At 72.0% G+C, this 24188-nt stretch carries 23 protein-coding genes and 1 tRNA gene; 11 read left to right on the top strand and 13 right to left on the bottom strand.

From position 1 onward, the window contains the following. Positions 1–188 precede the first annotated feature (188 nt). The 5 genes from IEX69_RS03600 to IEX69_RS03580 all read right to left on the bottom strand — a co-directional run bounded on the left by IEX69_RS03600 (position 189) and on the right by IEX69_RS03580 (position 6278). On the bottom strand, positions 189–896 hold the full coding sequence (locus IEX69_RS03600; RefSeq protein ID WP_085021455.1) for a response regulator: 708 nt from the start codon (positions 894–896) through the stop codon (positions 189–191). A gap of 40 nt (positions 897–936) precedes the next feature. Further along, positions 937–2184 carry a hypothetical protein gene (locus IEX69_RS03595; RefSeq protein ID WP_085019754.1) on the bottom strand — a complete coding sequence of 416 codons (1248 nt, stop codon included), beginning with the start codon at positions 2182–2184 and terminating at the stop codon, positions 937–939. Further along, positions 2181–3344, bottom strand: coding sequence for a sensor histidine kinase (locus IEX69_RS03590; protein ID WP_085019753.1), 1164 nt, complete (start codon positions 3342–3344; stop codon positions 2181–2183). The genes IEX69_RS03595 and IEX69_RS03590 overlap by 4 nt, the downstream gene beginning before the upstream one ends. A 199-nt stretch (positions 3345–3543) precedes the next feature. After that, positions 3544–4755 carry a homoserine O-acetyltransferase MetX gene (metX, locus tag IEX69_RS03585; RefSeq protein ID WP_085019752.1) on the bottom strand — a complete coding sequence of 404 codons (1212 nt, stop codon included), beginning with the start codon at positions 4753–4755 and terminating at the stop codon, positions 3544–3546. A gap of 197 nt (positions 4756–4952) precedes the next feature. Then, positions 4953–6278, bottom strand: a complete 1326-nt coding sequence (locus IEX69_RS03580; protein WP_085019751.1) for a bifunctional o-acetylhomoserine/o-acetylserine sulfhydrylase — start codon at positions 6276–6278, stop codon at positions 4953–4955. Positions 6279–6375: 97 nt separating this feature from the next. On the opposite strand from IEX69_RS03580, the gene IEX69_RS03575 reads away from it, so the two are divergent. After that, entirely contained in the window at positions 6376–7164 is a 789-nt protein-coding gene (locus tag IEX69_RS03575; RefSeq protein WP_085019750.1) for an SDR family oxidoreductase, read from the top strand. Here IEX69_RS03575 and IEX69_RS03570 read toward each other — a convergent pair. Next, positions 7142–8638 (bottom strand): MFS transporter, encoded by a 1497-nt coding sequence (locus IEX69_RS03570; RefSeq protein WP_085019749.1) that lies wholly within the window; start codon positions 8636–8638, stop codon positions 7142–7144. The two genes, IEX69_RS03575 and IEX69_RS03570, sit on opposite strands and share 23 nt — an antisense overlap. Before the next feature lie 34 nt (positions 8639–8672). On the opposite strand from IEX69_RS03570, the gene IEX69_RS03565 reads away from it, so the two are divergent. The 6 genes from IEX69_RS03565 to IEX69_RS03540 all read left to right on the top strand — a co-directional run bounded on the left by IEX69_RS03565 (position 8673) and on the right by IEX69_RS03540 (position 13141). Continuing rightward, positions 8673–9212: a phosphoribosyltransferase gene (locus tag IEX69_RS03565; protein WP_085019748.1), complete on the top strand. Its 540-nt coding sequence runs from the start codon at positions 8673–8675 to the stop codon at positions 9210–9212. After that, on the top strand, positions 9209–9946 hold the full coding sequence (locus tag IEX69_RS20800; protein ID WP_085021454.1) for a type 1 glutamine amidotransferase family protein: 738 nt from the start codon (positions 9209–9211) through the stop codon (positions 9944–9946). Before IEX69_RS03565 ends, IEX69_RS20800 begins: the two co-directional genes overlap by 4 nt. Further along, entirely contained in the window at positions 9943–10635 is a 693-nt protein-coding gene (locus IEX69_RS03555) for a uracil-DNA glycosylase (RefSeq protein ID WP_085019747.1), read from the top strand. The genes IEX69_RS20800 and IEX69_RS03555 overlap by 4 nt, the downstream gene beginning before the upstream one ends. Positions 10636–10673: 38 nt before the next feature. Continuing rightward, positions 10674–11252, top strand: a complete 579-nt coding sequence (locus IEX69_RS03550) for a GNAT family N-acetyltransferase (protein WP_085019746.1) — start codon at positions 10674–10676, stop codon at positions 11250–11252. A gap of 7 nt (positions 11253–11259) precedes the next feature. Beyond that, positions 11260–12690 (top strand): amidase, encoded by a 1431-nt coding sequence (locus IEX69_RS03545; RefSeq protein WP_085019745.1) that lies wholly within the window; start codon positions 11260–11262, stop codon positions 12688–12690. Between the two features lie 64 nt (positions 12691–12754). Continuing rightward, entirely contained in the window at positions 12755–13141 is a 387-nt protein-coding gene (locus IEX69_RS03540; protein ID WP_085019744.1) for an SIP domain-containing protein, read from the top strand. Here IEX69_RS03540 and IEX69_RS03535 read toward each other — a convergent pair. From IEX69_RS03535 to IEX69_RS21050, 5 genes are all read right to left on the bottom strand, one after another. Then, positions 13128–13502 carry a Fe-S oxidoreductase gene (locus tag IEX69_RS03535; RefSeq protein WP_085019743.1) on the bottom strand — a complete coding sequence of 125 codons (375 nt, stop codon included), beginning with the start codon at positions 13500–13502 and terminating at the stop codon, positions 13128–13130. The two genes, IEX69_RS03540 and IEX69_RS03535, sit on opposite strands and share 14 nt — an antisense overlap. Then, positions 13502–14944 carry a dihydrolipoyl dehydrogenase family protein gene (locus tag IEX69_RS03530; RefSeq protein WP_085019742.1) on the bottom strand — a complete coding sequence of 481 codons (1443 nt, stop codon included), beginning with the start codon at positions 14942–14944 and terminating at the stop codon, positions 13502–13504. The genes IEX69_RS03535 and IEX69_RS03530 overlap by 1 nt, the downstream gene beginning before the upstream one ends. Positions 14945–15000: 56 nt before the next feature. Further along, the gene (locus IEX69_RS03525) at positions 15001–15825 is read right to left on the bottom strand and encodes an arginase family protein (RefSeq protein ID WP_229756220.1); all 825 of its coding nucleotides are present in this window, start codon (positions 15823–15825) and stop codon (positions 15001–15003) included. A 3-nt stretch (positions 15826–15828) separates the two neighbouring features. Further along, positions 15829–16569: a PspA/IM30 family protein gene (locus tag IEX69_RS03520; RefSeq protein ID WP_085019741.1), complete on the bottom strand. Its 741-nt coding sequence runs from the start codon at positions 16567–16569 to the stop codon at positions 15829–15831. Between the two features lie 117 nt (positions 16570–16686). Further along, entirely contained in the window at positions 16687–18867 is a 2181-nt protein-coding gene (locus IEX69_RS21050; RefSeq protein WP_174604445.1) for a TPM domain-containing protein, read from the bottom strand. Positions 18868–19012: 145 nt separating this feature from the next. Here IEX69_RS21050 and IEX69_RS03510 point away from each other — a divergent pair, with 145 nt between their 5' ends. After that, complete coding sequence (locus IEX69_RS03510; RefSeq protein ID WP_085021452.1) at positions 19013–19744, top strand: gamma-glutamyl-gamma-aminobutyrate hydrolase family protein; 732 nt, start codon at positions 19013–19015, stop codon at positions 19742–19744. Positions 19745–19952: 208 nt separating this feature from the next. Further along, positions 19953–21230 (top strand): C40 family peptidase, encoded by a 1278-nt coding sequence (locus tag IEX69_RS03505; RefSeq protein ID WP_085019739.1) that lies wholly within the window; start codon positions 19953–19955, stop codon positions 21228–21230. Between the two features lie 43 nt (positions 21231–21273). Here the strand turns inward: IEX69_RS03505 and IEX69_RS03500 are convergent, their stop codons facing one another. Continuing rightward, positions 21274–21474 (bottom strand): DUF2188 domain-containing protein, encoded by a 201-nt coding sequence (locus tag IEX69_RS03500; RefSeq protein WP_157127177.1) that lies wholly within the window; start codon positions 21472–21474, stop codon positions 21274–21276. Between the two features lie 83 nt (positions 21475–21557). Between IEX69_RS03500 and IEX69_RS03495 the strand changes: the two genes are divergently transcribed. Beyond that, positions 21558–23204, top strand: a complete 1647-nt coding sequence (locus IEX69_RS03495; protein WP_229756219.1) for a RecQ family ATP-dependent DNA helicase — start codon at positions 21558–21560, stop codon at positions 23202–23204. 39 nt (positions 23205–23243) lie between these two features. Here the strand turns inward: IEX69_RS03495 and IEX69_RS03490 are convergent. Next, a tRNA-Arg gene (locus IEX69_RS03490) sits at positions 23244–23316 on the bottom strand. Between the two features lie 71 nt (positions 23317–23387). Between IEX69_RS03490 and IEX69_RS03485 the strand changes: the two genes are divergently transcribed. After that, entirely contained in the window at positions 23388–24182 is a 795-nt protein-coding gene (locus IEX69_RS03485; RefSeq protein ID WP_085019736.1) for a transglutaminase-like domain-containing protein, read from the top strand. The last annotated feature ends 6 nt before the right edge of the window (positions 24183–24188 follow it).

The following is a 24188-nucleotide window of genomic DNA, read 5'->3' as shown; positions in this document are numbered from 1 at the left end:
CCGGACCGTCGGCCCGAAGGGCGTGTCCTCGCCGCACCCCATCCGCCGGCGAGAAGCAGCCCTCCCCGCCCGCGCTCACGGGCGTGTCCTCGCCGTTCGGCGCTACTGGCGCAGGTCGCTGTGCGTCGCGACGCGTGCGTCCTAGCGACCAGCGCCCGGGCGGGCATGCTGCATCACGAGGACGGCGGTCAGTCGAGGGGTTCGTCGTCGTCGATCATCGGGGCGGGGCTGGTGAGGAAGTCGTCGCGGGGGAGCAGGCCGTCCTGGATGGCGCGCTTCCGCAGGGCCACCTTCGTGCCCACGTCGATGCCCACCAGCCGGTACTTCTCGCGGATCCTCTTGAGGTACGACTTCGCCGTCTCCTCGGAGATGTCGAGCGCCTTCGCCACCTGCTTCACGGGCTCGCCGCCGCCGTACAGCGCCATGACGCGGCGCTCCTGCGCGGACAGTCGCGGAGCGGAGTCGAGGTCCTCGGCCGAGATCGCGAGGTCGAGCTCGGTGGAGATGAAGCTGTCTCCCACCGCCGCCGCCCGGATGGCCTCGACGATCATGTCGGCCTCCTCGGTCTTGACCAGGTAGCCGAGCGCGCCGGCGGCGATCGCCTCGCGCACGATGCCCGGCTCGGAGTACGTGCTCATGAGCACGGTCCTCACGCCGGCCGACTTCAGGGCCCGCAGCTTCACCGAGACCGGGAGGTTGTCCTTCAGGTCGAGGTCGAGCAGCACCACGTCGACCGGGAACGCCTCGTGCGTGAGGAGGTCGGGCCACGTCGAGACGGCGGCGCTGACCTCGATGTCGTCGGCCGCGCCGTCGATCCACTGGGTGAGCGCTCCGAGCAGCATGCGGTGGTCGTCGACGATGGCGAGTCGGATGCGATCACGCGCGGGTGTGCTCATCGTGTCGGCGGTCGTCACTGGTCCCCTCCTCGTAGCCCCCTCACCGGGAGGCGTCAGGTACCGCGACGACAGCATCGACGCGGATCCGAATGCGTTCCCTGCGCGCATCCTCGGTGTAGCGGCCGACGCGTTCGAGGGCCGGCCAGACAGCCGGATCGACGCGCCGCCTCGCGAGACCGGTGATCGAGAGCACGATCGGCAGCACCATCATATCGACGGCCACGCTCTGCTCCGATCCGCGACGCCGTCCGACGGTGATGTGGAGCCGCGGGTCGGAGAGCGCGCTGTCGTCGGCCAGGAGCCAGATCGCCGAGAGCAGGCCGTCCCGCTGGCGCGGGTCGAGATACGCCGCGCTGCCGTCCGGATCCTCGAGCGTCACGACCGGACCGAGCACCTCCGACTCCGCGAGCGCATGGTGCAGCCAGGTCTCCTTGCGGCCGCCGATGAGGCGCACCCGCAGTCGCGACGCCAGCGCGGCCGCGCGATCCGCCTCGACGGAGGGGAGCGGAAGGGGGAGGTCGCCCTGCGCGACGTCGCGCAGCAGCTCCTCCGCCTCCAGGTCGAGGCGGCTGAGCTCCTTCGAGGCGAGGATGCCGGTGCTGAAGCGGGCGGTGCCGATCGTGCTCTCCACCACGCTGCGGTCGAGGGTGCGCTGCACGAACGTGCTGAACGCGCGCACGAGCCACACGGCGGCGTAGGGCGGCACGACCGCGACCATGGCGTACGCGACCCTGCTCCCCGGCTCCACCCCCGTGGCGACGGACTGGGCGACGATCACCGCGAGCAGTATCGCCCCGAGCGCGGACGTGGCGCCGAGGATCTCCACGGTCGACCTGACGGCGACGCAGCCCACCAGCGTGGCCCCCACGCCGATGGCGATCGTGAACGACGCGGCGGAGGGCGACACCGCCGTGACCCAGAGGTCGGCGGCGAGCGCGACGGCATCGCAGGCGAGCAGCCCGGCGAAGGCCCGCGACGGCAGACGACCTCGCGTGGAGCGGACGAGGACCTGGACCGCGACGAACGCGACGATGACGAGCGCCCAGGCCACGCCGAGCACCAGGAACCCCGGGTCGGTGTGCCACGCCGCGAGATACGCGGTGACGCCCCGCACGAGCATGAGGACGCCCACTAGGGTGGCGCCGACGCCGAGGTACGACAGGCCCAGCGTCGAGTCGCGCTCGATGCCCGCGCGCACCTCGTCGACCGCCTGGGGCCCGAGACCCCGCGCACGGACCAGGCGGGTGAGCACTCCGGTCTCGTCGGCCTTCGGATCGACCGAGCTCATCGCGGCACCTCCAGCACGACGGTGGTCCCGGAACCCGGCGCCGAGAAGAGCCTGACGTTGCCTCCGACGTCGCGGATGCGCGCCATGACCGACTCCGCGATCCCCAGCCGTTCGACGTCGACGGAGGAGAGGTCGAACCCCACCCCCTCGTCCGTCACCATCGCCCTAACGGTCGTGTCGTCCTCGGTGATCGTGACGTCGGCCGCCCCGACCCCCGAGTGCCTGCGGACGTTCTCGAGGCACTCGGAGAGCGACAGCAGGAAGGCGTCGAGGACGTCGCTGCGGAGGAGGATCTGACCCGTTCCGTGCCACGCCACCTCGAGACCGAGATGCCCGAAGCGCTGCTTGACCGACTCGAGGGTGTGCCCGAGATCGCTGGTCGCGACCGGCTCGAGGTTGTAGCTCCCGGAGGCGGTGGGCGTGGGGGAGTCGCCGAGCCGCAGCTGCCGGAGCAGCCGCGCATCCTCCTCCGCCTGGTGCCGCAGTGCCGCGGCGTTCACCCCCACCCCCGAATGCGCCAGGAGCGTGAGGGTGGCGAGGACGGTGTCGTGGAGCAGGCGAGCGCTCCGGCGCCGGGCCGCCTCCCGCTCGCTGGCCAGGCGCTCGCCGGCGTGGGCGTGCTTGAGCCGCTCGATGCCGGCCGAGGCACGGTCGATGCTCGCGCCGAGCCAATGGGACACGATCGAGAACGCGACCCAGCCGAGCACGACCGAGAGCGCCGTGAGCCCGAGCGGCTGCGCCTGGGCCGTCGCGAGGAGGGTGAGGACGACCACGGGGAGGAAGGAGCCGACGATCACGGGGATCCGCCAGCGCTGTCCCGACAGGGTGATGAGGAGCGCCGGCATCGCCGTGGAGGCGAAGAGCTGGATCCCCGCCGCCTCGATCTCGTCGCGGGGGAGCGTCGCGGGCAGGCACGAGGAGGCGAGCACGAGGACGCCGAGCACGTACGTCAGGAGGGGGCGGAACCATGTGCGCCCACGTCCGACGAGGACGAACGCCACGCCGACGGCGATGAGGAGGATCGCCGGCATGACGACCCGCTCGAGCGCGGTGGCTCCGGAGACCGCGACGAGCACGAACGAGCACCCGGTGAAGGCGAGCCCGAGCACCCGGACCGTCCGCGTGATCAGACGCCTGCGTTCGCGGTCGGGCCGTGCCATCAGCTCTCGATCGTAGGGCGACAGGGGATCACACTCCGCATCGTACAGGTGGCTGCCCCCACAACTGGGGGACGCCCGTCTGGGAACGGGAACGTAGCCTGGCAGGGGACCTGGGGGGAGTGCAGCCGGGGAGCGCGCAGGAGATGCGGGCTCCCCGGCTTCCTGCTCTCCGCCCTCTGTCGCCCGATCCCGGATGCGATCACGCCGCGCCGAGGAGCCGCGACAGGTGCCGACCCACCTCGTCGAACTCGATGAGGAACCCGTCGTGTCCGAACGGCGACTCGAGGACCACGGGATCCCTCCCGTGCACGGTGGTCGGGATGTGCCGGGCGATGAGCTCCTGGTCGGCGACCGGGAAGAGCCTGTCGCTGTCGATGCCGAGCACGAGCGTGGTCGCGGTCACCGACTCCAGCGCCTCGACCACTCCGCCCCTGCCGCGACCGACGTCGTGGCTGTTCATCGCCTCGACGAGGGTGATGTAGCTGTTGGCGTCGAACCGTCGCGTGAACTTGTTGCCGTGGAAGTCGAGGTACGACTCCACGGCGAATCGTCCGCCGTGCCCCAGCGGGCTGATGCCGCTCTGCCAGCTCCGCTGGAACCGGTCGTTGAGCTCCGACGGGCTGCGGTAGTTGAGCAGAGCCATCCGTCTGGCCAGCGCGAGGCCGCGGTGGGGGCCCTCGCCGTCGATCTCGTCGTAGTAGGCGCCGTCGTGGAACAGCGGGTCGGTACGGACCGCCTCGACCTGCACGGAGTTGAGGGCGATCTGGTCGGCGGACGACGCGGCGGGCGCCGCGATGACGGCGAGCCGCTCGACCTCCTCGGGGTGGGTCACCGCCCACTCGAGGGCGTGCATCCCGCCCATCGAGCCTCCGACCACCGCCGCCCACCGGGTGATGCCGAGGTGCTGGGCGACGGCGCGCTGCGCGGCGACCTGGTCGCGGATGGTGGTGTACGGGAAGCGCGCTCCCCACTCGACGCCGTCGGGCGCGATGGAGGACGGCCCCGTCGTCCCCTGGCAGCCGCCGAGCATGTTCGGTGCGACGACGAACCAGCGGTCGGTGTCGAGCGGGAGGCCCTCGCCGACGATGCCGGGCCACCAGCCGTCGGTCGGATGCCCCGGCTCGGCCGGGTGGTTGAGGTTGCTGTCGCCGGTGAGGGCGTGCAGCACCAGGACGGCGTTGTCACGGGCGGGGGAGAGCCGCCCGTAGGTCTCGTAGGCCACGCGGATGCGGGGCAGTCGCTCCCCGGACTCGAACGGGAAGTCCACGACGTCGACGAACCTCCGTCGGCCGACCGGGTCGCCCTCGCGCCAGGCTCCGGTCGCGGGTGGGAGCGCGTGTCCCAGCGTCCGTTGGACGGCGTCGGGGACGAAGCCGCTCGGGACGGTGTCCTCGGGTGTCTGCCAGTCCATCGTGTCCATTCTGGCGACGGGCGTGGGCCCGCGCGCGATTGTTACGTCCTCACCTCGACGCAGGGATCCGGCTTTGTCCAGGTTTCCGTCGCGAGATCCGAGATTCGCGACGGAAACCTGGACAAAGCCCGGGCGGTACGGGACGACGAGAGAGCGCCCCGTGCCGGGATCGACACGGGGCGCTCGGGGGAGCGCGGTCAGACGCGCGCGGCCTCCGCCGTGCGGCGGGCCGCGGCGAGGCCCTGCTCGAGGTCGGCCTTGAGGTCGTCGATGTTCTCCAGCCCCACGGAGAGCCTGACGAGACCGGGCGTGACCCCCGTCGTGAGCTGCTGCTCGGGCGTCAGCTGCGAGTGGGTGGTCGACGCCGGATGGATGACGAGGGACCGCACGTCTCCGATGTTCGCCAGGTGGCTGAACAGCGACAGGCTCTCGACGAACGTGCGCCCCGCATCCACACCGCCCTTCAGCTCGAAGCTGAGCACGGCGCCGACGCCCTTCGGGGCGTACTTGTTGGCCGCCGAGTACCACGGGCTCGACGGGAGTCCGGCGTAGTAGACCGTGGCGACGTCCTCGTGCGAGTCGAGCCACTCGGCGATCTCCTGCGCGTTCTGCACGTGCCGCTCGATGCGGAGGGAGAGCGTCTCGATGCCCTGGATGAGCTGGAACGCGCTCGCCGGGGCGATGGAGGAGCCGAGGTCGCGGAGCAGCTGCACGCGGGCCTTGATGATGTAGGCGATCGCATCGCCGAGGACGCCCGTGTAGCTCGCGCCGTGGTACGACGGGTCGGGCTCGGTGAGACCCGGGAAGCGCTCGACGTTCTTCGACCACTCGAAGCGGCCGCCGTCGACGATGACTCCGCCGATGACGGTCCCGTGACCGCCGAGGAACTTGGTCGCGGAGTGGACCACGATGTCCGCTCCGTGCTCGAACGGGCGGATGAGGTACGGCGTCGCGATCGTGTTGTCGACGATCAGCGGCAGTCCGTTCTCGTGGGCCACGCCCGAGACCAGCTCGATGTCGAGGATGTTGATCTTCGGGTTTCCGATGGTCTCGGCGAAGAACAGCTTGGTGTTCGGGCGCACGGCGCGACGCCACTCCTCGGGGTCGTCCTGGTTCTCGACGAAGGTGGTCTCGATCCCGAGCTTCGCGAGCGTGTACTTGAAGAGGTTGTAGGTGCCGCCGTAGATCGACGACGACGAGACGATGTGGTCGCCGGCCTGGGCGATGTTGAGCACCGCGAACGTCTCCGCCGCCTGCCCCGACGAGACCAGGAGCGCGGCCGTGCCGCCCTCGAGCGCGGCGACGCGCTGCTCCACGACATCCTGCGTGGGATTCTGGATGCGCGTGTAGATGTTGCCGAACTCCGCCAGGGCGAAGAGGTTCTTGGCGTGGTCGGCGCTGTTGAAGACGTACGACGTCGTCTGGTAGATGGGCGTGGCCCTGGCGTTGGTCACCGGGTCGGGCTGGGCACCCGAGTGGATCTGCTTGGTCTCGAACTTCCAGTCCGCGGCGTTCTCGCTCATGGGTCCTCTCCTGACGACGGTGTACTGGTCGATCCCGAGAGTAGGGAGGCCTCTCGTGGCGTTCAAGAGCGGCCGACACGCGCCGTAACCTGGATCCATGAGACGTGCCGTGGTGACAGGAGCCAGTTCCGGGATCGGGGAGGCGACCGTCCGGTCGCTCCGCAGCAGCGGATGGGAGGTCGTGGCCGTCGCGCGCCGTGAGGACCGACTGCGTGCTCTGGCCGAGGAGACCGGCGCCGACGTGTTCGTCGCCGACCTCACGGTGGACGCCGACGTGGAGGCGCTCCGCGATCACCTGCGGGCCACGGGCGGGATCACGACGCTCGTGAACAACGCCGGCGGTGCGATGGGCCAGGATGCCGTCGGCGAGGGCAGCCTCGACGACTGGCGCTGGATGTACGAGATCAACGTGCTCGGGACGAAGCGCGTGATCACGGCGCTCCTGCCCCTGCTCCGCGAGTCCGTCTCCGCCGGGCACGCCGACGGAGCCGACATCCTCACCGTCACGAGCGTGGCCGGGTTCTTCCCCTATCAGGGCGGCGGCGGGTACAACGCCGCCAAGTTCGGGGAGCACGCCCTCGTGGAGGCGCTGCGCATCGACCTCTCGGGCGAACCGATCCGCGTGCTCGAGATCGCCCCGGGCATGGTCAAGACCGAGGAGTTCTCGCTCAACCGCTTCGGCGGCGACCAGGCGCGGGCCGACGCGGTCTACCAGGGGGTCGTCGACCCGCTGAGCGCGGACGACGTGGCCGCGACCATCCGCTCGATGCTCGAGATGCCGGCCCACGTCAGTCTCGACCTCGTCATCATCAAGCCGGTCGCCCAGTCGACGGTGTACAAGATCGCGCGAGGCGAGCTCGCGGTCAAGCAGCCGGACGGCCGGTAGGCGCGGCCGCGACCAGGGTCTCCGCCTCCGGGTCGGCGAACGCCAGCTTCGGGACGAAGAAGAGCAGGACGGCCGCGACGAGTGCGGTGCCGCCGCAGACCGCCCACACCACGAGGTAGCCGCTGAGGCTCGACGCCGTGGCGTCGACCGCGGTGGCGGCGCCCTGGAACAGCACGACCGCGAACACCGCGGAGGCGAACGAGCCGCCGATGGTCTTCGTGGTGTTGGTCATCCCCGCGGCGATGCCGGTCTGCCCGACGGGGGCCGCCGCCGCCGCGGCCGCGGGAAGGGCGCCCACCAGGGCGCCCGAGCCGAGCCCGGCGATGACCATGTTCGTGAACCCCTGCCAGACCTCGTCGTGGAACGGCAGCCAGAGGCAGTAGCCGATGGCGACGAGGAAGGTCCCGACGATCATCGCCACGCGGGGGCTCGCCCGTCGCGAGAGCACGGGGAAGAGGAGCGCTCCCACGATCATCGCGATCAGGTACGCGCCGATGAGGGTCGAGATGTCGCTCGAGTCGAGGCCGAGCCCGTAGCCGTTGGCGGGGTCGGTCCCGGCGTAGGTGCTGAGCGGGGCCTGCGCTCCGAGGATGCTGATGCCCACCAGCCCCGCGGTGAGCTGGACCGGCCACATGGTCGGCCGGGCCAGCATCCTCAGGTCGATCGCGGGGTCGCGGTGCCGCAGCTCGTACCGGCCGAACGGGTAGAAGGCGGCGATGCCGACCGCGATGACGAGCCAGACCCACCACGCTCCGGGACCCTCGAGACGGAGGAACGTGAGTCCGCTCGTCACGAGCAGCAGCGCGAGGGTGAGGAGGACGAAGCCTCCGGTGTCGAGGCTGCGGCCGCGCACGGGCTCCGACTCGGGCACGCCGAACAGGATGGCCACGATCACGAGGGTGGTCGCCACGGCGGGGAGCATCAGGGTGAGCGTGACATCGCCGCCGAAGGCGCTGAAGAGCCTCCCGCCTGCCAGCGCTCCGACGATCGCCCCGGTCTCGAGGGCGACGACCAGCAGGCCCGCCGCCCGCCGGGTCTGCGACGGGCCATGGCCCGTCCTGCGGCCGCGGTCGAAGATGAGCGCCACCTCGAGCGGCAGCCAGACGACGTAGAAGCCCTGCAGCGCCCAGGCCACGAGGAACGAGGTGAAGTCGCCGGCGAAGGCCAGCCACCAGGTCGCCGCCGCGGTGACGATCGAGGAGATCAGCAGGATGCGCTTGTGCCCGACCATGTCGCCGAGCTTCGCCAGAACGGGGACCACGATCGCCGAGAGCAGCAGCTGAGCGGCCTCGAACCAGTTGAAGTCGGCGTCGTGTATGCCGAGGTGGTCGACCAGGTCGGGGATCAGAGGGACGTAGTAGCCCTGGATGATCCCGCTGGTCAGCTCGACGAAGAAGAGGTACCCGATCAGGCCGGCCGTGACGCCCAGGGCGGTCGTGCGGCGACGAGGTCCGGCGGCGGTGGTCCCGGTCATCTTCGGATGCTAGGGCATCCGGTACCGTTGTCGCATGGCATCGACCACGCAGGACTCGAACGCAGCGGAACCGGATGTCGCGGAGGGCAGCGGCGAGGCCGTCCCCGAGCGCGAGGTGCTCACCTGGGCCGACTTCGGAGACGCGACCCGAGAGCTCGCGCAGCGGATCGCCGACGACGGGTTCATCCCCGACTTCGTGATCGCCATCGCCCGCGGCGGCCTCATCCCCGCGGGAGCGCTCGCCTACGCGCTCGGCACCAAGAGCTGCGGCAGCCTGAACGTGGAGTTCTACACCGACGTCGAGGAGACGCTGCCGGAGCCCATCATCCTGCCGCCGCTGCTCGACAACGAGCCGCTCATCGGCAAGCAGATCCTGCTCGTCGACGACGTCGCCGACTCCGGGCGCACGCTGGCCCTGGTGGTCGACCTCCTCGAGCGGGTGGGCATCACGGTCAAGTCGACGACCCTGTACATCAAGCCCCGGTCGGTCATCGCCCCGCACTACCACTGGAAGACCACGGATCGGTGGATCGTGTTCCCGTGGTCGGCTCAGGCGCCGGTGACCGCCGCGTGAGCATCCATCTCGTCGGCGGCGGCTGGCCCGACGTCACGGACGGCGCCGTCTACCGCCGCTTCTTCGACGAGGTCGAGGCGCACGCCGTCTCGGCCGGCGTCCTCGAAGGCGCGCGTCTGGTCGTCGTGCTCGTCCGCGACCACGACGGTCCCGAGAAGTACGCCGAGCTGGTGGCCTACTACTCGCAGTTCACGCAGCTCGACCCGGTGGCGGTGCTGGCGCCGGAGAACGCGCCGATCGACCCCACGGCCCTCGCCGGCGCCGACGGCATCGTCGTGTGGGGCGGCCTCACCCCCGCGTACCGCGTCTCGCTCGAGCCGGCCTTCCTCGAGATCCGTCGGCTGGTCGCGTCAGGGGTCCCGTACCTCGGCTTCTCGGCGGGGGCGGCCCTCGCCGCCGAGCGCGCGATCGTGGGCGGCTGGCGCATCGGCGGTGTCGAGGTCGCGCCGGAGGAGGCGAACGAGGAGCTCGATGAGGTCACGGTCGAGCAGGGCATCGGCCTCATCGACCTCGCGGTCGACGTGCACGGGACGCAGTGGGGCACGGTCACGAGGCTCCTCGCCGCGACGGAGGCCGGCGCGGTCGACGGCGGGGTGGCCATCGACGAGCACACGGCCCTGATCGTCGGCGACGGTCCGCTCGCCGTGGTCGGGCGCGGCAGCGTCTGGAAGGCGACGCCCGACGGGGGCAGCGTGAGGGTCTCGACCGCGGGTTCCGACGACCCGGGCGCATGACCGCCCTCTCCCTCCCGCAGCTCGCCGAGGCGGGTCTCGTCGATCCCGGATGGGCGGCGGCGCTCGAGCCCGTGGGGCCGACGCTCGCCGCGCTCGGCGACTTCCTTCGTGCCGAGACCGCCGCAGGCAGGGGCTACCTCCCCGCCGGTCCGGATGTGCTCCGGGCGTTCCGGACGCCGCTGGCCGACGTTCGGGTGCTCATCGTGGGGCAGGATCCCTACCCGACCCCGGGGCATCCGATCGGGCTCTCGTTCGCCGTCGAGCGTCACGTCCGCCCGGTGCCTCGCAGTCTCGGCAACATCTACCGCGAGCTCCGCGACGACCTCGGGATCGAGCCGCCGCCGCACGGCGACCTGACGCGGTGGAGCCAGAACGGGGTCATGCTCCTCAACAGGGTCCTCACGGTGCAGCCGGGGCAGCCCGGATCCCACCGGGGTCGTGGCTGGGAGCAGATCACCGACCGCGCCATCGAGGTCCTGGCCGGTCGCGGCGGCCCCCTGGTCGCGATCCTCTGGGGGCGCGACGCGGCCTCCCTCCGCCCTGCGCTCGGCTCCGTGCCGTCGGTATCGAGCCCGCATCCGAGCCCGCTCTCGGCCTCCCGCGGCTTCTTCGGCTCGAAGCCGTTCTCCGCGGTGAACCGCCTGCTCGTCGAGCAGGGTGCCGACCCGGTCGACTGGCGCCTGGACTGATCGTGTGCCGGTTCGCGGCGCGCGGATAGGCTGGGGGGATGCTTGAGGAGGAGTACCAGCCACGACGACGGCTGCCCCCGGCGCTGAGGAAGCGCGAGGAGCCCGAGCGCGGCTTCGAGTACTCGCTCCGCGACGCCACCGCGGCCGACCTGCCCTACATCCGCGAGATCTACAACCACTACGTCGCCAACACGGTGGTCACCCTCGACGAGGATGCGATGACCCTGCGCGAGTGGCGCAGCAAGTTCGCGTGGACCCAGAAGCTGAACTACCCCTTCCTGGTGGCGGTCTCCCCGATCGACACCATCCTGGGCTTCGCGTACGTCTCTCCCTGGCGCCAGAAGGCGGCCTACCGGCGGACCGTCGAGATCTCGATCTACCTCGGCCCCGCGGCCACGGGCAAGGGCCTCGGGAGCGCGCTCCTCGGCGAGCTCATCGTGCGGGCGAAGGCCGCGGGCATCAAGGAGATGCTGTCGGTCATCGCCGACCAGGGAGCGGAGGCATCGCTGCGGCTGCACCAGCGCTTCGGGTTCAAGGAGGTCGGCCGGCTCGGCCGGGTGGGCTTCAAGTTCGGCCACTGGCTCGGAACGGTGCTGCTGCAGAAGTCGATCAAGTGAGGACGCGATGACCGATCTCCACGAGCTCACGGCCCTCGAGCAGTGGCGCCTGCTGCAGCGCGGCGAGGTCGGCGTCCTGGAGCTCACGGACCACTACCTCGACCGGATCGACACGCACGGCGAGGCCGTGGGGGCCTTCGTGACGGTGACCGCGGAGCGGGCCAGACGGCGCGCGGAGACGGTCCAGTCGTCGGTGCCCCGCACGGCGCCGCTCTGGGGCCTGCCGCACGCCGACAAGGACCTCGTCCGGACGGCGGGGGTGCGGACCACCTTCGGATCGCGCCTCTTCGAGCACTTCGTGCCGGAGGAGTCGGATGCGCTGGCGGTGCAGCTCGACGAGGCGGGTGCGGTCAGCCTCGGGAAGACGACCACCCCCGAGTTCGGACTGCCGAGCTACACGGAGTCCCGGGTCGCCCCGCCGACGCGGACGCCGTGGGACCTGAGCCGGGGTGCGGGCGGCTCGAGCGGGGGAGCGGCGGCCGCGGTGGCGGCCGGTCTCCTGCCGTTCGCGACCGGCAGCGACGGCGGGGGCTCCATCCGCATCCCGGCCGCCGCCTGCGGTCTGGTCGGCATCAAGCCCTCCCGCGGGCTCGTCCCCGCCGGCTCGGGTCTCGGGGCGCCGGCCGGACTGCCCGTCGCGGGGACCATCGGACGCACGGTCGAGGATGTCGCGTTCCTCCTCGACGGCATCATCGCGAAGGACGGCGACCGCATCCGCTTCGATCACACGCTCCGGGCGCCCGCCCCGGAGGACGGGCTGTTCCTCGGCGCGGCGGTCCGAGGCGAGGGACGCTTCCAGATCGGGGTGCTCACCGACTCGCCGTGGCGCCACGACTACGACATCGTGGTCGACCCCGAGGCGACGGCGGCCCTCGACGTGGCCGTGTCCGCGCTGGATGCCCTGGGTCACGGTCTCGAGCGGATCTCGCTCGAGCCGACCCCGGACTACTCGGCCGCGTTCCGGGTGATCTGGCAGGCGGGGGCGTCGCTGATCCCCGCCGCGACCGACGAGGAGCTCGATCTCCTCGAGCCGCTCACGCGCTGGCTGGTGCTCCGCGGTCGCGAGCTCCCGGCGAGCTCGCTGGTGTGGGCGATCGCGAGCCTGTCCGACTTCGAGGCCGCCCTCATCCGCCAGTTCTCCGCCTTCGACGCCGTGCTCACGCCGACGCTCGCCATGACCCCGAGGCCGATCGGCTGGTACGACCAGGAGGACGGCGAGCGCAACTTCGCCCAGCAGGTGCAGTACACGCCGTTCACCTCGTTCGTGAACGCGAGCGGCCTGCCCGCGCTCACCCTGCCGGTGCACTGGACGGACGACGGGCTGCCGATGGGAGCGCAGCTCATCGGGCGGCCCGGGGGAGAGGCCACGCTGCTGGCGCTGGGGCGTCAGCTGGAGCGACGGCTGGACTGGACGGCGCGTCGGCCTCCGGTCTGGTGATCCGCCGATCCTCCGCCCTGAGGTGTGGCAACCCTAAGTTAGGTATGCCTATACTGATCGGGCCATGTACGTGATCTCCACCGACGCCTTCGAGCTCGCCACCCTCGGCGGCCGCGTCCTCCTCGCCGGCACCGAGGCCACCCTCGACGAGCTGCGCGGCACGCTGGCGCTCCTGCCGGAGAAGGCCCGCGGGCAGGTGTTCGTCGAGGTGCCGAGCGCCGCCGACATCCTCCCTCTCGCCGCGCCGAGCCGCATGGTCGTGACCTGGCTCACCCGCGACACCCGTAGCGGCGAGCCCGGGACGTGCCTGCCCTGCGAGCGCGGGCAGGCCCTCCGCCGCGCGGTCCGGGCGTGGGTCGGCGAGATGAGCACCGACTCCGAGCACGACGACGGCGACGCCGTCCGCGTCTGGTTCGCCGGTGACACCTACCGCGAGGTCAGCGCCGTCTGACGTAGCCGCCGTCCTCGAGACCGGCCTCGATCTCGAAGTGGTTGTGCAGCGGATCCTGCCCGGCGAGGGCGTACATCAGCGGGAACATCATCCCGTACGCCTGCCACTGCCTGCGGTGCACCCCCTCGTGCCTCAGCACGGCGACGGAGTCGTTGTGGTCGGTGAGGTACACGCCGCCCACGCACGTCCCGCCGCGACGGAACGCCCACGACGGCAGTCCGGTGCACACGAAGAGCCCGTCGACGCGTCGCACCCTGCCGGTGCTGAGGAGTGCGCCCCAGGTCAGGGCGACCGCCGTGGCGTAGAGGTACCCGGCCCGCACCACGAGGGGAGCGAAGAGGATCGTGCGAACCCGATCCATCAGGCCGAGTCCCGGCCGTAGGTCTCGAGCAGCCTCAGCCACACCTCGCTGATCGTCGGGTAGGAGGGGACGGCGTGCCAGAGCCGCTTGACGGGTACCTCGCCGACGACGGCGATCGTGGCCGAGTGAAGCAGGTCGGCGACGTCCGCGCCGACGAACGTGGCGCCCACGATCACGCCGCGATCCTCGTCGACGACCATCCGGGCGGTGCCCTTGTAGCCGTCGAGGTGGACCGAGGCGCCCGCCACGTTCCCGATCTCGTAGTCGACGACGCGGACACGGAGGCCGGCCTTCTCCGCCGCCGCGGCGGTGAGGCCGACCGAGGCCACCTCCGGATCGCTGAAGGTGACCTGCGGGACGCTCGCGTGGTCCGCGGTCGCCACGTGGCGACCCCACGGGGCGTCGTCGACGGGGAGGCCCTTGGCGCGAGCGGCGATCGCGTCGCCGGCCGCGCGTGCCTGGTACTTGCCCTGGTGCGTCAGCAGGGCGCGGTGGTTGACGTCGCCGGTGGCGTAGAGCCACTCGCCCTCGAGCGCGTGCCCGTCCGGCCCCTGCACCAGCATGGTGTCGTCCACGTCCAACCAGGCGCCCGGTTCGAGGCCGAGGGTCTCGAGCCCGAGGTCGCCCGTGCGCGGGGTGCGGCCGATGGCGACGAGCACCTCGTCCGCCTCCACGATCTCGCCGCCGGGGAGCGTCGCGCGCACCACTCCGTCGTCGCCTCGCTCGATGCGCTCGGCGGAGACCCCGAGGCGCACGTCGACACCCAGCTCGCGGAGCGACTCCGTGACGAGGTCGCCCGCGAAGGGCTCCTGGTTCGCCAGCAACGGGCCCCGGGAGAGCAGGGTGACGGCGGTGCCGAAGCCGGCGTACGCGGTGGCCATCTCGACCCCGACGGTCCCGCCCCCCACGACGAGCAGCCGCTTCGGGGCCTGCTTCGCGCTGGTCGCGTCGCGGCTGGTCCAGGGACGGGCCGCGGACAGACCGGGGATGTCGGGCAGCAGCGCCGCCGACCCGGTCGAGACCGCGATCGCGTGACGCGCTCGCACCGGCGTCCGCGTGCCGTCAGGGGCCGTGACGAGGAGCTCCTTCACGCCGGTGAACACCGCGTGCCCGCGGATCAGGTCGATGCCCGCACCCACGACCCACTCCACCTGCCCCGCGTCGTCCCAGTCGCTGGTGAAGGAGTTGCGGCGGGCGAAGACCGCCGGCACGTCGAGCTCGCCGGTCACGGCCTGAGCCGCTCCCGGGAGCCGCTGCGCCTCGCGGAGGACCGTCGCGCTCCGAAGGAGCGCCTTCGAGGGCATGCACGCCCAGTAGGAGCACTCACCGCCCACCAGCTCGGCCTCGACCAGGGCGACGGAGAGCCCGCCCTGCGCGGCGCGATCGGCGACGTTCTCGCCCACCGCGCCGGCGCCGATCACCACGACGTCGAACTCCTGCACCCTGTCCTCCTGTCACGCCGTCGACCCCGCGGCCCACGGCATCCTCAGCGTATTCCTCAGCGCACCAGTGCCGACACGATCCGGAGGATGGCGGGCAGATCCTCGACGGCCTCCGACGGGTCGGCCGGTGCGAACTCCGTGATCCCCGCACCGACCAGCTGCGCGGCGTCGCGGACGCCCCTGATCGCCTCGGTCAGCTCGGCGACGCTCACACCGAACGGCTCCGGGAACTGCACACCGTGGATCTGGGCGGGATCGAGCACGTCGAGGTCGACGTGGACGTACACCCGCGTCGCACCCGTGGCCCGCACCGCGTCGACGACCGCGTCGGCGAAGCCCTGCTGCGGGGCGACCACGCGGATGCCGGCGGCGTCGACGTAGTCGGCCTCCGCATCGTCGAGCGCTCTGGTCCCCGCCAGGACGAGCAGGTCGGGTGTCAGCGCGGGTCCGGTGACGAGCCGGTCGGGTCCGTCACCGAGGAGCGCCCGCACGACCATGCCGTGGAAGGCGCCGCTCGGGCTCGACTCGGGGGTGTTCGCGTCGGCATGGGCGTCGAACCAGACGAGCGCGGTCGGCTCGTCGGACGCGGCGGCCGCCCGTCGCACGGCGGCGAGCTCGATGCCGCAGTCCCCGCCGATCACGATCGGCACGCCCGGGGCGCCGGCGAGCGCCTCATCCAGGCGCTCCGCGACCGTCGCGATGCTCGTCAGGCGATGCACCCCCGACTCGAGGCTCTCGCCCGCGCCGGGGGGTACGTTCACGTCGATCGTCGCCGAGGAGGGCAGGTCGCCCCGGATCGCCTGCGCGCCGTCGATGAGACGCATGGCGCGCGCCGATCCGGAGCCCTGCCACTGGGGGACGATGACGAACGAGGCGGCCACGGCCTACTCGCCGCTCGTCACCGCTCTGGACGCGCTCTTGGCCTTGAGCTCGGCGAGCCGGGCGTCGACCTCGGTGAGCTCGCCGAGGTCCTCGAGGCTCTCGAACTGGGCGTCGAGGCTGGAGGCGTTCAGCTCCTCCTGGCCGCGCACGCGAGCCTCCTCGCGGCGGATGCGGTCCTCGAAGCGGGAGAGGTCGCTCGTCGGGTCGAGCACGTTGATGTTCTTCAGTGCGTCCTGGACCTTGCCCTGGGCCTCGGCGGTCTTGGCGCGGGCCACGAGGCTGTCGCGCTTGGCGACGAGCTGGTTCAGCTTCTCCTTCATCGCGTTCAGGCCCGACTTGAGCTTCTCGACCGACTCGGTCTGCTGCGCGATGCTCGGCTCGGCGGACTTCGCCTCGTTCTCGCTCTGCAGCTGGCGCTGGAGCGCGACCTTGGCGAGGGCGTCGAACTTGTCGGCGTCGACGGTGTTGCCCGCGGCGCGGAACTCGTCGGCCTTGTTGCTCGCGGCCAGGGCCTTCCTGCCCCAGTCCTCGGCAGCGGCGACGTCCTCGCGGTGGTCCTCCTCGAGCAGTCGCAGGTTGCCGATGGTCTGGGCGATGGCGCTCTCCGCGTCCGCGATGTTCGACGTGTAGTCGCGCACCAGCTGGTCGAGCATGAGCTGAGGATCCTCGGCCTGATCGATGAGCGCGTTGATGTTCGCCTTCGCGAGCTGGGCGATCCGCCCGAAGATGGACTGCTTGGCCATGGTGTGTGTTCCCTTCACTCAGGTCTGGACGTCTGGTCCGGTGGTCTGATGGTCGATCCCGCGGCGGTCGTCCTGCGCCTCATGGTGGCACGGATGCCCGGTCTCCGGCAGAGCATGTCAGAAGCGCCCGCCGCCGCCACGGCGTCCGCCCCGCGAGCCCCCGCCGGAGCGACCGCCGAAGCTCCCGCCGCCGCCACGGCGCCCGCCGCCGAACGAGCTGCGTCCGCTCGAGCCACCGAATCCGCCGAAGCTCCCGCCGAACCCGCCGAACCCGCCGCGCGAGCGTCCGGAGGACCAGCCGGTGCGGTAGGAGGACCCGCCGCCACCCCCGAACATGCTCCCGAGGAGTCCGCCCAGGAAGGCGCCGCCGAAGTCGTCGCCGCCGCCGGAGACGGGTGCGTTCTGGTAGTAGGCCTGCTGCGCGGCCGCCAGGTCCTGCTGCGCCGAGCGCGTCGCGAGGTTCGCCAGCTGCGACGCCGTGGTGGCCTCTCGGAGTGACTCCGCAGGATCGGTCGAGGACAGCGCGATCGCCTGGTCGAGGTGGCGCTGGGCCTCGGAGAGCCGGGTTCGGGCATCCGTGCCGACGGCGCCACGCCTGGTCTGCAGGAAGCTCGACGCGGACGCGACGTCGCTCTGGGCCGAGGCGATCGCCCGATCGCGCTGCGCGAGCGTGCGCGCCACCTGCTCCTCGGCATCGCGGGCGGACGCGAGCGCCGCATCGAGAGCGGCGCCGGCGAGGCCGAGCGCCTGGCGCGCGGCGACCGGGTTGCGGGGACCGAGGCCGCGTGCGCGCTCGATCTCGACGCTGAGGGCGGAGGCCAGCGACCGCAGCTGGTCGGGCGAGGTCGTCGTGGGCGCGGTGGCCAGCCTCTCTGCCTCGCGGACGTCGCCCTCGGCCTCGGCGATGGTGCCGGTGAGCTCCGCCCCCGCCCGATCGAGCTCGGCCCGGAGGCCCTCGACGCCCTGGGCGAGCTGCCCGATCTGCGTGATCGCCTGCTGGGCGGACCGGATGGCCAGAGCCTTTCCCGCGGCCCCGGACGAGATCGCGGCCCGGGCGACGGCGAGCTGCTTCTCGGCGTAGTCCCGCAGGCTCTGCGCCTGCTGCACGCTCCCCGCGACCGTGGTGAGCGCGGCGGCGTCGTACCGACCGCTCAGCTCGGCGACGGAGGCCGCCACGGAGGCGGTGCCGGCGGACAGGGCGGTGAGCTGCGTCTCGGCAGCCTGGATGGCGGGCTCCGGATCGTTCTCCAGATCGCGCAGGGCGTCGAAGCTCTCCTCCTGCGCGTCGAGCGTCTCCGACGCCTCGCGGCAGATCGCGAGGATCTGCTCGCTCCACGACCGGCGCTCCTCGTCGGTGTCGGGGACGGCGTCATCCAGACGCTGCTTGATCTCGAACGCCTGACGGAGCTGGTCCTTGACCTGGGCGAGGGCCGCCGAGAAGGGGGCGGCCGCCTGCTCGCCGAACTGGGCGACGGCGAATCCGAGCTCCTCGTCGCTCGAGGAGACCGCGTCGTCGAGGTCGATGAGCGCCGCTCCGACGGCGGACTCGAGCTCGGCGAGGGTGGGGCCCGAGGGCGCCTGGGCGGCGACGCGCCGGTCCAGACCCCGTCGGCGCAGCACGAGCACCACGACGAGCACGGCGATCCCGACGAGGATGATCACGATCGCGATCGTCCAGGCGAGCCAGGCGGGGAACCCGGTGCCGGGGGAGGAGTCGCTCGGCTGGACGGGCTGCGGATCCACCGATCCGCCGGCGAGCACCTGTCCGATGCCGGTCGCGGCGCCGATGGCGGCGCCCGCCCAGTCCTCGTCGCGGAGGAACGGCTCGATCGCCTCCGTCTCCACCTCCTCGAGCTGGGAGTCGGTGAGCTCGAAGTCGGGATCGACGGAGAGCTGGTACAGGCGGTCCTTCGTGGCGACCGCCAGGACGACGTCGTCGACGCCGAGCTGGTTCTGCACCGCGACCTCGTCGGCCCAGGCCTCCCGGTCGGCAGCGCCCGTGAAGCGGTCGGTGTAGACGACGATGAGGTCGACCCCGTGCTGCGAGGCGAGGTCGTCGAGGGCGGACTGCACCTCGGGCTCGCGCGATCCGAGGGCGTCGACGTCGTCGACGATGGACCGACCCGCCAGCTCGGGAGGGTCGGACGCCCAGGCCGCCGACGGCAGCGCTGCGGTGGCGAGTCCGGCGAGGGCGGCGAGGCTCAGGGCGGCGAGGGCCAGGGCGAGGCCGCGAGGCCCTCGGCGGCCCCGACGGCGCGGTCGGGCGGGGGCGATCGTGACGGTCGCTGAGTGTCGCATCGCCTTCGATACTAGGGAGGGTGGCTCCGGGGCGTCCATGCTGACGCTCCGAATCCGCCCATCGGGGCGCCGGGTCGGCACGCCCATGTTGCGGACTGTGACGGCCCGGCTTCGGTCGCGGCCCCCGGTGCCGGACGATGGAGGCATGCTCGCAGGTCGTCGCATCGCCGTGGTGTCGGTGACCTCTGCCCGTCCGCACGCCCGTCGCTACCACGAGTACAGCGAGCTCCTCGCGGGACGCGTGATCGAGGCGATCACCCGGGGTGGCGGATCCGCGGAGCGCGTCTTCGCGGCCGAGGGTGCCGCCGCCGCTCGCGGAGCGCTCTCTCGCGCCTCCGGGGTGGTGCTGCTCGGCGGTGAGGACATCGCGCCCGAGTTCTACGGCGGCGAGCGCGGCTACGAACGCGAGGGCCGTCATGTGGAGCTCGCCGACGAGGTGCAGCTGGGCGTCGCCGCGCGTGCGGTCCGCGACGGCCTGCCCCTTCTCGGCATCTGCCGGGGGCTCCAGATCCTGGACGTCGCGCTCGGGGGGAGCCTCGTGCAGCACCTGCCCGACGGCGGGGGGCACCGGACCGAGTCGGCCGAGCCGGAGCGGATGTTCTCCGGTCACGACGTCGAGGTCGTCGCGGGGTCGCGGCTCCACTCGCTGCTGGGTGCGACGACCGCGTCGACCGCGAGCGCTCACCACCAGGCGGTCGATCGTCTCGGCGAGGGGCTCGTCGTGTCGGCGCGGGCCGACGACGGCACGATCGAGGCGGTCGAGCACGTCTCCGCGCCCGCCCTCGGCGTGCAGTGGCACCCGGAGGCGCCTGTCGCCGCGCAGGGTCAGCTCGATCGTCTCCTCGGATCGTTCGGATCCGTCCTCCTCGCCGCCTGATCCGGCGCTGAGGGCCGGCTCGTCGCGGCCCTTCCTGCCTGCGCCCACGAGCGCGCGTCGCTGCGCGAGCCCCACGGGTGCGCGGATGATACGCGCAGATCCGCTGCGGGCTGGTGAAGGACACGCCGTGTTGCTACTGTGAATTCCGTTGTCATTGTTAGCGGTGTGACTGGAGTGACTCTCCGGTCGCCGACCCGGACCGGAGATCATGACCGACCTGCGCTCGCGCGACCCGCGCCTCGGCCGTCGCGGACCCCGTGTCCTCGCCCTCACCGCCGCGCTCGGTGTCGGCATCCTCTCGACCTCCTTCCTCTTGACCGCGCCCGCTGCGGCGACCGACTACCCCTCGTGGTCGGACGTCCAGGCCGCACGGGCGAGCGCCGACGGCAAGGCCGCGGAGGTGGCGAGCATCCAGTCGCTCATCGCGGGCCTGCAGGGTCAGGTGGCCGCGGCGCAGGCGGCGGCGGACGCGGCGTGGACCGCCGATCAGGCCGCCCAGGCGGCCCTGTCCGAGGGACAGCGGAAGGCCGACGCCCTGGCGGCCCAGGCGACGCAGGCATCGGCGACCGCCGACCAGTCCGCCAAGCGCGCCGCAGCGCTGGCCGCCGACTTCGCGCGCAGCGCGGGCAACGACCTCACCAGCCGCCTCGTCGTCTCCGGCGAGGGGAGCGGTGATCTGCTCTACCAGCTCAGCGCGATGAGCAAGCTCGGCGAGACGAGCCAGGGCATCCTCGAGAAGGCGAAGCAGGACGAGAACACCGCCGCCTCGCTGAGCGCGCAGGCGGAGGTCGCCAAGGGCGAGCTCGCCGACCTGGCCGCCGCCGCGGACGCCTCCGTCAAGGCGGCCGTCGAGGCGCAGCAGGGGGTCCAGGCCGCCCTGATCGAGCAGGAGTCGCACGAGGCCGAGCTGACCGTCCAGCTGGCCGCGCTGCAGTCCGACTCGGCCATGACCGAGCAGGAGTACCAGGCCGGCGTCGAGGCCGAGAAGCAGCGCAAGATCGAGGCGGAGCAGCAGGCCGCCGCCGCCGCCGCCGCGGCCGCCGCACCGGCTCCGTCCGCGGGCGGATCCGGTGGCGGCTCGTCCTCGGGCGGCGGATCGGCACCCGCTCCCGCACCCGTGGTGGTCACCCCGCCCGCGCCCTCGTACAGCGGCGACGCCGTCGTCGCCTTCGCCGAGCAGTTCGTCGGCGTGGTGCCCTACGGCTGGGGCGCGGACCCGAGCGACAGCTTCGGCTGCGACGGGCTCACCCAGTACGTCTTCAAGCAGTTCGGCATCTACCTGCCGCGCACGGTGAGCGCTCAGGCGGCGATGGGGGTCCGGGTCTCGGCGCAGTCCGCTCAGGCCGGGGACCTGGTGGTGTGGCCCGGCGCGCACATCGGGATCTACGACGGTCAGGGCGGCGTGATCCACTCGCCCGACTGGGGTCGGTACGTCACCCACGCGAGCGGGCTCTGGGGCAGCTACTACTTCGTGCGCCTGCTCTGACCGACGGCCCGTCGTGACCGGCCGGACGCCGTGGCGGGGCTGATCAGAGCTCGGAGAACGGGGTGACGTACTCGACCGAGCCGTCCATCCGCTTCACGACGTGGTCGGCCTGTCTGCTCTTGGCCCAGATGCGGCCCTCGGCGATGGCCTGGCTCCGCAGGACGTGGCTCGAGAGGGTCTCCTCCTCGCCCTCCATGCGGTTGTGCCACATGTTGTGGCTCTTGTAGGTCTGTACGGAGCTCAATTCTCTCGGGTCCTTCGACGATGAACGGATGCGAGGGCTGGGTGGCCTCCGCGGGCCACATACTAGGGGGTACGGTCTTGAAAGTGAATGGCTCCTCCCACTCGACCGACGTCCGCGAACGAGCCGCCGAGGTGGCGAGGACGGTGTTCGGCTGGCCCTCGCTCCGGCCCGGACAGGCGGAGGCCGTCGAGGCGGTGGTCGAGGGTCAGGACCTCCTCGCGGTCATGGCGACCGGATACGGCAAGTCCGCCATCTACCAGATCGCTGCGCACCTCCTCGAGGGCCCCGCGGTCGTGGTGTCGCCGCTGATCGCGCTCCAGGCCGACCAGGTCCGTCATCTCGCCGAGCGCACGCACGACGACGAGGAGGCCGTGGCCGTGAACTCCTCGCAGTCCGCCTCGGCGAACCGCGCGGCCTGGGAGAGCGTGGCCTCGGGGGCGGCGGAGTTCGTCTTCCTCGCCCCGGAGCAGCTCGCGAAGGAGGAGGTCCTCGAACGGCTGGAGCAGGCCAGGCCCGGACTCGTGGTGGTGGACGAGGCGCACTGCGTGTCGGCCTGGGGCCACGACTTCCGCCCGGACTACCTGCGGCTCGGTGCCGCCATCGAGCGGCTGGGCCACCCCCGTGTCCTCGCCCTGACCGCCACCGGATCGGCGCCGGTCCGCGACGAGATCGTCGAGCGTCTCGGGATGAGGTCTCCCCGCATCATCGTGGGCGGCTTCGACCGGCCGAACATCCGGTTGGCGGTGCGGCGGCACGAGCACGACCACGAGAAGGAGCAGGCGGTCCTCGAGCAGGTCGTGGGTCTCGAGCAGCCGGGGCTGCTCTACGTCGCGACCCGCGGCGACACGGAGCGGCTCGCCGACGTGCTGTCGGAGCGCGGGCTCCGCGCGGCCGCGTACCACGGCGGCCTCAAGGCGGGGGAGCGGCGCGAGGTGCACCGGCGCTTCTCCGACGGGGAGCTGGACGTGGCCGTGGCCACCAGCGCCTTCGGCATGGGCATCGACAAGGCCGACGTGCGCTACGTCGTGCACGCCGACATCACCGACTCGGTCGACTCCTACTATCAGGAGGTCGGCCGGTGCGGTCGCGATGGGGAGCCGGCGACCGCGACGCTGCACTACCGCCAGGAGGATCTGGGACTGCGCCGCTTCTTCGCCGGTGGGAAGGCCGACCACGCTCGGGTCCGGTCGGTGACCTCGGCGCTCTCGACCGGCAGGCCGACCCCCGCCGGCGACCTCGCGGAGTCGAGCGGGGTGTCGGCCCGCGCGCTCACGGGGGTGCTGAACCTCCTGATCGAGGCGGAGCTGGTGCGCGAGGAGGCGGACGGGTTCACCCTGGTGCGGAAGGTCGCCGACGCGGAGGCGATCCGTGCCGTCGACGAGGTGGTGGACCGGCGCACGCGGATCGACGAGTCGCGGCTGGCGATGGTCCGCGGCTTCGCCGAGACCCTCCGCTGCCGGCGGCAGTACCTGCTGGAGTACTTCGGCGACGCCGGCACGGAGCCCTGCGGCAACTGCGACACCTGCGAGAGCGGATCCGCCTACGAGCACGACGACGAGGACGCCACGAGCGGCTTCCGGGTCGACGAGCGGGTCGAGCACCCTGAGTGGGGCGAGGGCCGCGTGATGAGCGTGGAGGACGACCGGCTGACCGTGTTCTTCGAGTCGGTCGGCTACAAGGTCCTCTCGCGGGAGCTGGTCGAGGAGAAGGGCCTGCTCGCCCCGGAGTGACCCTGAGAGGCGGAAGCGGTCGCCCGCGCGAAGAGAGGGTGCCCCCAGTAGGATTTGAACCTACGGCCTTCTGCTCCGGAGGCAGACGCTCTATCCCCTGAGCTATGGGGGCCAGGGTGAGTCTCCAGGTTAGCAGTCCTCAGGGTCCGTCCGTGCACCACCCGTCGTCCATGGAGGATCCGCATGAAGAGAACCGTGTCCGCCGACCTGGTCGCCTCCGTCGATCGGGCGACCGAGATCGTGATGTCCGTCGCGTGCGCCGAGGGTGTGCCGCTCGAGTCCGAGTCGGCGACCTATCTGATCGACGGCGTGCCCGCCGCGCATGGGACGGTGATCGATCAGCACGGAACCCGTCTGCACGTGTTCGACGTGCCGGAGGGGCGCTTCACGGCGAGCTACCGCGCGGTGATCGACGGCAGGGCCGAGGCGGCCCCGGTCGATCCGGTCGACCTCATCCGCTATCTGCGCCCGAGTCGCTACTGCGAGTCCGACACCCTCCTCCCCACGGCGGTGGCCGAGTTCGGCGGGCTGTCCGGGCGGGATCTCCTCGACGCGGTGTCGTCCTGGGTGGGCACCGAGCTCAGTTACGTGCCCGGCGCCAGCGCGCCGACCGACGGCGCGGTGCAGACGCTGCTGGATCGGCGGGGGGTCTGCCGCGACTACGCCCACCTCGTGGTCGCGCTGCTGCGCGCGCTCGACGTCCCCGCGCGGCTCGCCTCCGTGTACGCGCCCGGACTCGACCCGATGGACTTCCACGCCGTCGCGGAGGCCCACGTCGAGGGGGAGTGGCAGGTCGTCGACGCGACCACGCTCGCCCCGCGCCAGAGCCTCGTGCGCATCGCCACCGGCCGCGACGCGTCCGACACCGCGTTCCTCACCAACCACGGCGGGCTCCTCACGCTCGAGGAGCTGACCGTCACGGCGACGGTCGACGAGCTCCCGGCCGACGACGTGCGGGAGCTGGTGCAGCTGCGCTGACCCGCG

Source organism: Cnuibacter physcomitrellae (genome assembly GCF_014640535.1).
Taxonomy (GTDB): Bacteria; Actinomycetota; Actinomycetes; order Actinomycetales; family Microbacteriaceae; genus Cnuibacter; species Cnuibacter physcomitrellae.
This window is presented reverse-complemented; position numbering and strand designations above follow the sequence as displayed.

Excerpts from the sequence above, each read along its gene's own strand:
- IEX69_RS03600 (WP_085021455.1), bottom strand. The coding sequence starts at position 896 with ATGAGCACACCCGCGCGTGATCGCATCCGACTCGCCATCGTCGACGAC.
- IEX69_RS03595 (WP_085019754.1), bottom strand. The coding sequence starts at position 2,184 with ATGAGCTCGGTCGATCCGAAGGCCGACGAGACCGGAGTGCTCACCCGC.
- IEX69_RS03590 (WP_085019753.1), bottom strand. The coding sequence starts at position 3,344 with ATGGCACGGCCCGACCGCGAACGCAGGCGTCTGATCACGCGGACGGTC.
- metX (WP_085019752.1), bottom strand. The coding sequence starts at position 4,755 with ATGGACTGGCAGACACCCGAGGACACCGTCCCGAGCGGCTTCGTCCCC.
- IEX69_RS03580 (WP_085019751.1), bottom strand. The coding sequence starts at position 6,278 with ATGAGCGAGAACGCCGCGGACTGGAAGTTCGAGACCAAGCAGATCCAC.
- IEX69_RS03575 (WP_085019750.1), top strand. The coding sequence starts at position 6,376 with ATGAGACGTGCCGTGGTGACAGGAGCCAGTTCCGGGATCGGGGAGGCG.
- IEX69_RS03570 (WP_085019749.1), bottom strand. The coding sequence starts at position 8,638 with ATGACCGGGACCACCGCCGCCGGACCTCGTCGCCGCACGACCGCCCTG.
- IEX69_RS03565 (WP_085019748.1), top strand. The coding sequence starts at position 8,673 with ATGGCATCGACCACGCAGGACTCGAACGCAGCGGAACCGGATGTCGCG.
- IEX69_RS03555 (WP_085019747.1), top strand. The coding sequence starts at position 9,943 with ATGACCGCCCTCTCCCTCCCGCAGCTCGCCGAGGCGGGTCTCGTCGAT.
- IEX69_RS03550 (WP_085019746.1), top strand. The coding sequence starts at position 10,674 with ATGCTTGAGGAGGAGTACCAGCCACGACGACGGCTGCCCCCGGCGCTG.
- IEX69_RS03545 (WP_085019745.1), top strand. The coding sequence starts at position 11,260 with ATGACCGATCTCCACGAGCTCACGGCCCTCGAGCAGTGGCGCCTGCTG.
- IEX69_RS03540 (WP_085019744.1), top strand. The coding sequence starts at position 12,755 with ATGTACGTGATCTCCACCGACGCCTTCGAGCTCGCCACCCTCGGCGGC.
- IEX69_RS03535 (WP_085019743.1), bottom strand. The coding sequence starts at position 13,502 with ATGGATCGGGTTCGCACGATCCTCTTCGCTCCCCTCGTGGTGCGGGCC.
- IEX69_RS03520 (WP_085019741.1), bottom strand. The coding sequence starts at position 16,569 with ATGGCCAAGCAGTCCATCTTCGGGCGGATCGCCCAGCTCGCGAAGGCG.
- IEX69_RS21050 (WP_174604445.1), bottom strand. The coding sequence starts at position 18,867 with ATGCGACACTCAGCGACCGTCACGATCGCCCCCGCCCGACCGCGCCGT.
- IEX69_RS03510 (WP_085021452.1), top strand. The coding sequence starts at position 19,013 with ATGCTCGCAGGTCGTCGCATCGCCGTGGTGTCGGTGACCTCTGCCCGT.
- IEX69_RS03505 (WP_085019739.1), top strand. The coding sequence starts at position 19,953 with ATGACCGACCTGCGCTCGCGCGACCCGCGCCTCGGCCGTCGCGGACCC.
- IEX69_RS03485 (WP_085019736.1), top strand. The coding sequence starts at position 23,388 with ATGAAGAGAACCGTGTCCGCCGACCTGGTCGCCTCCGTCGATCGGGCG.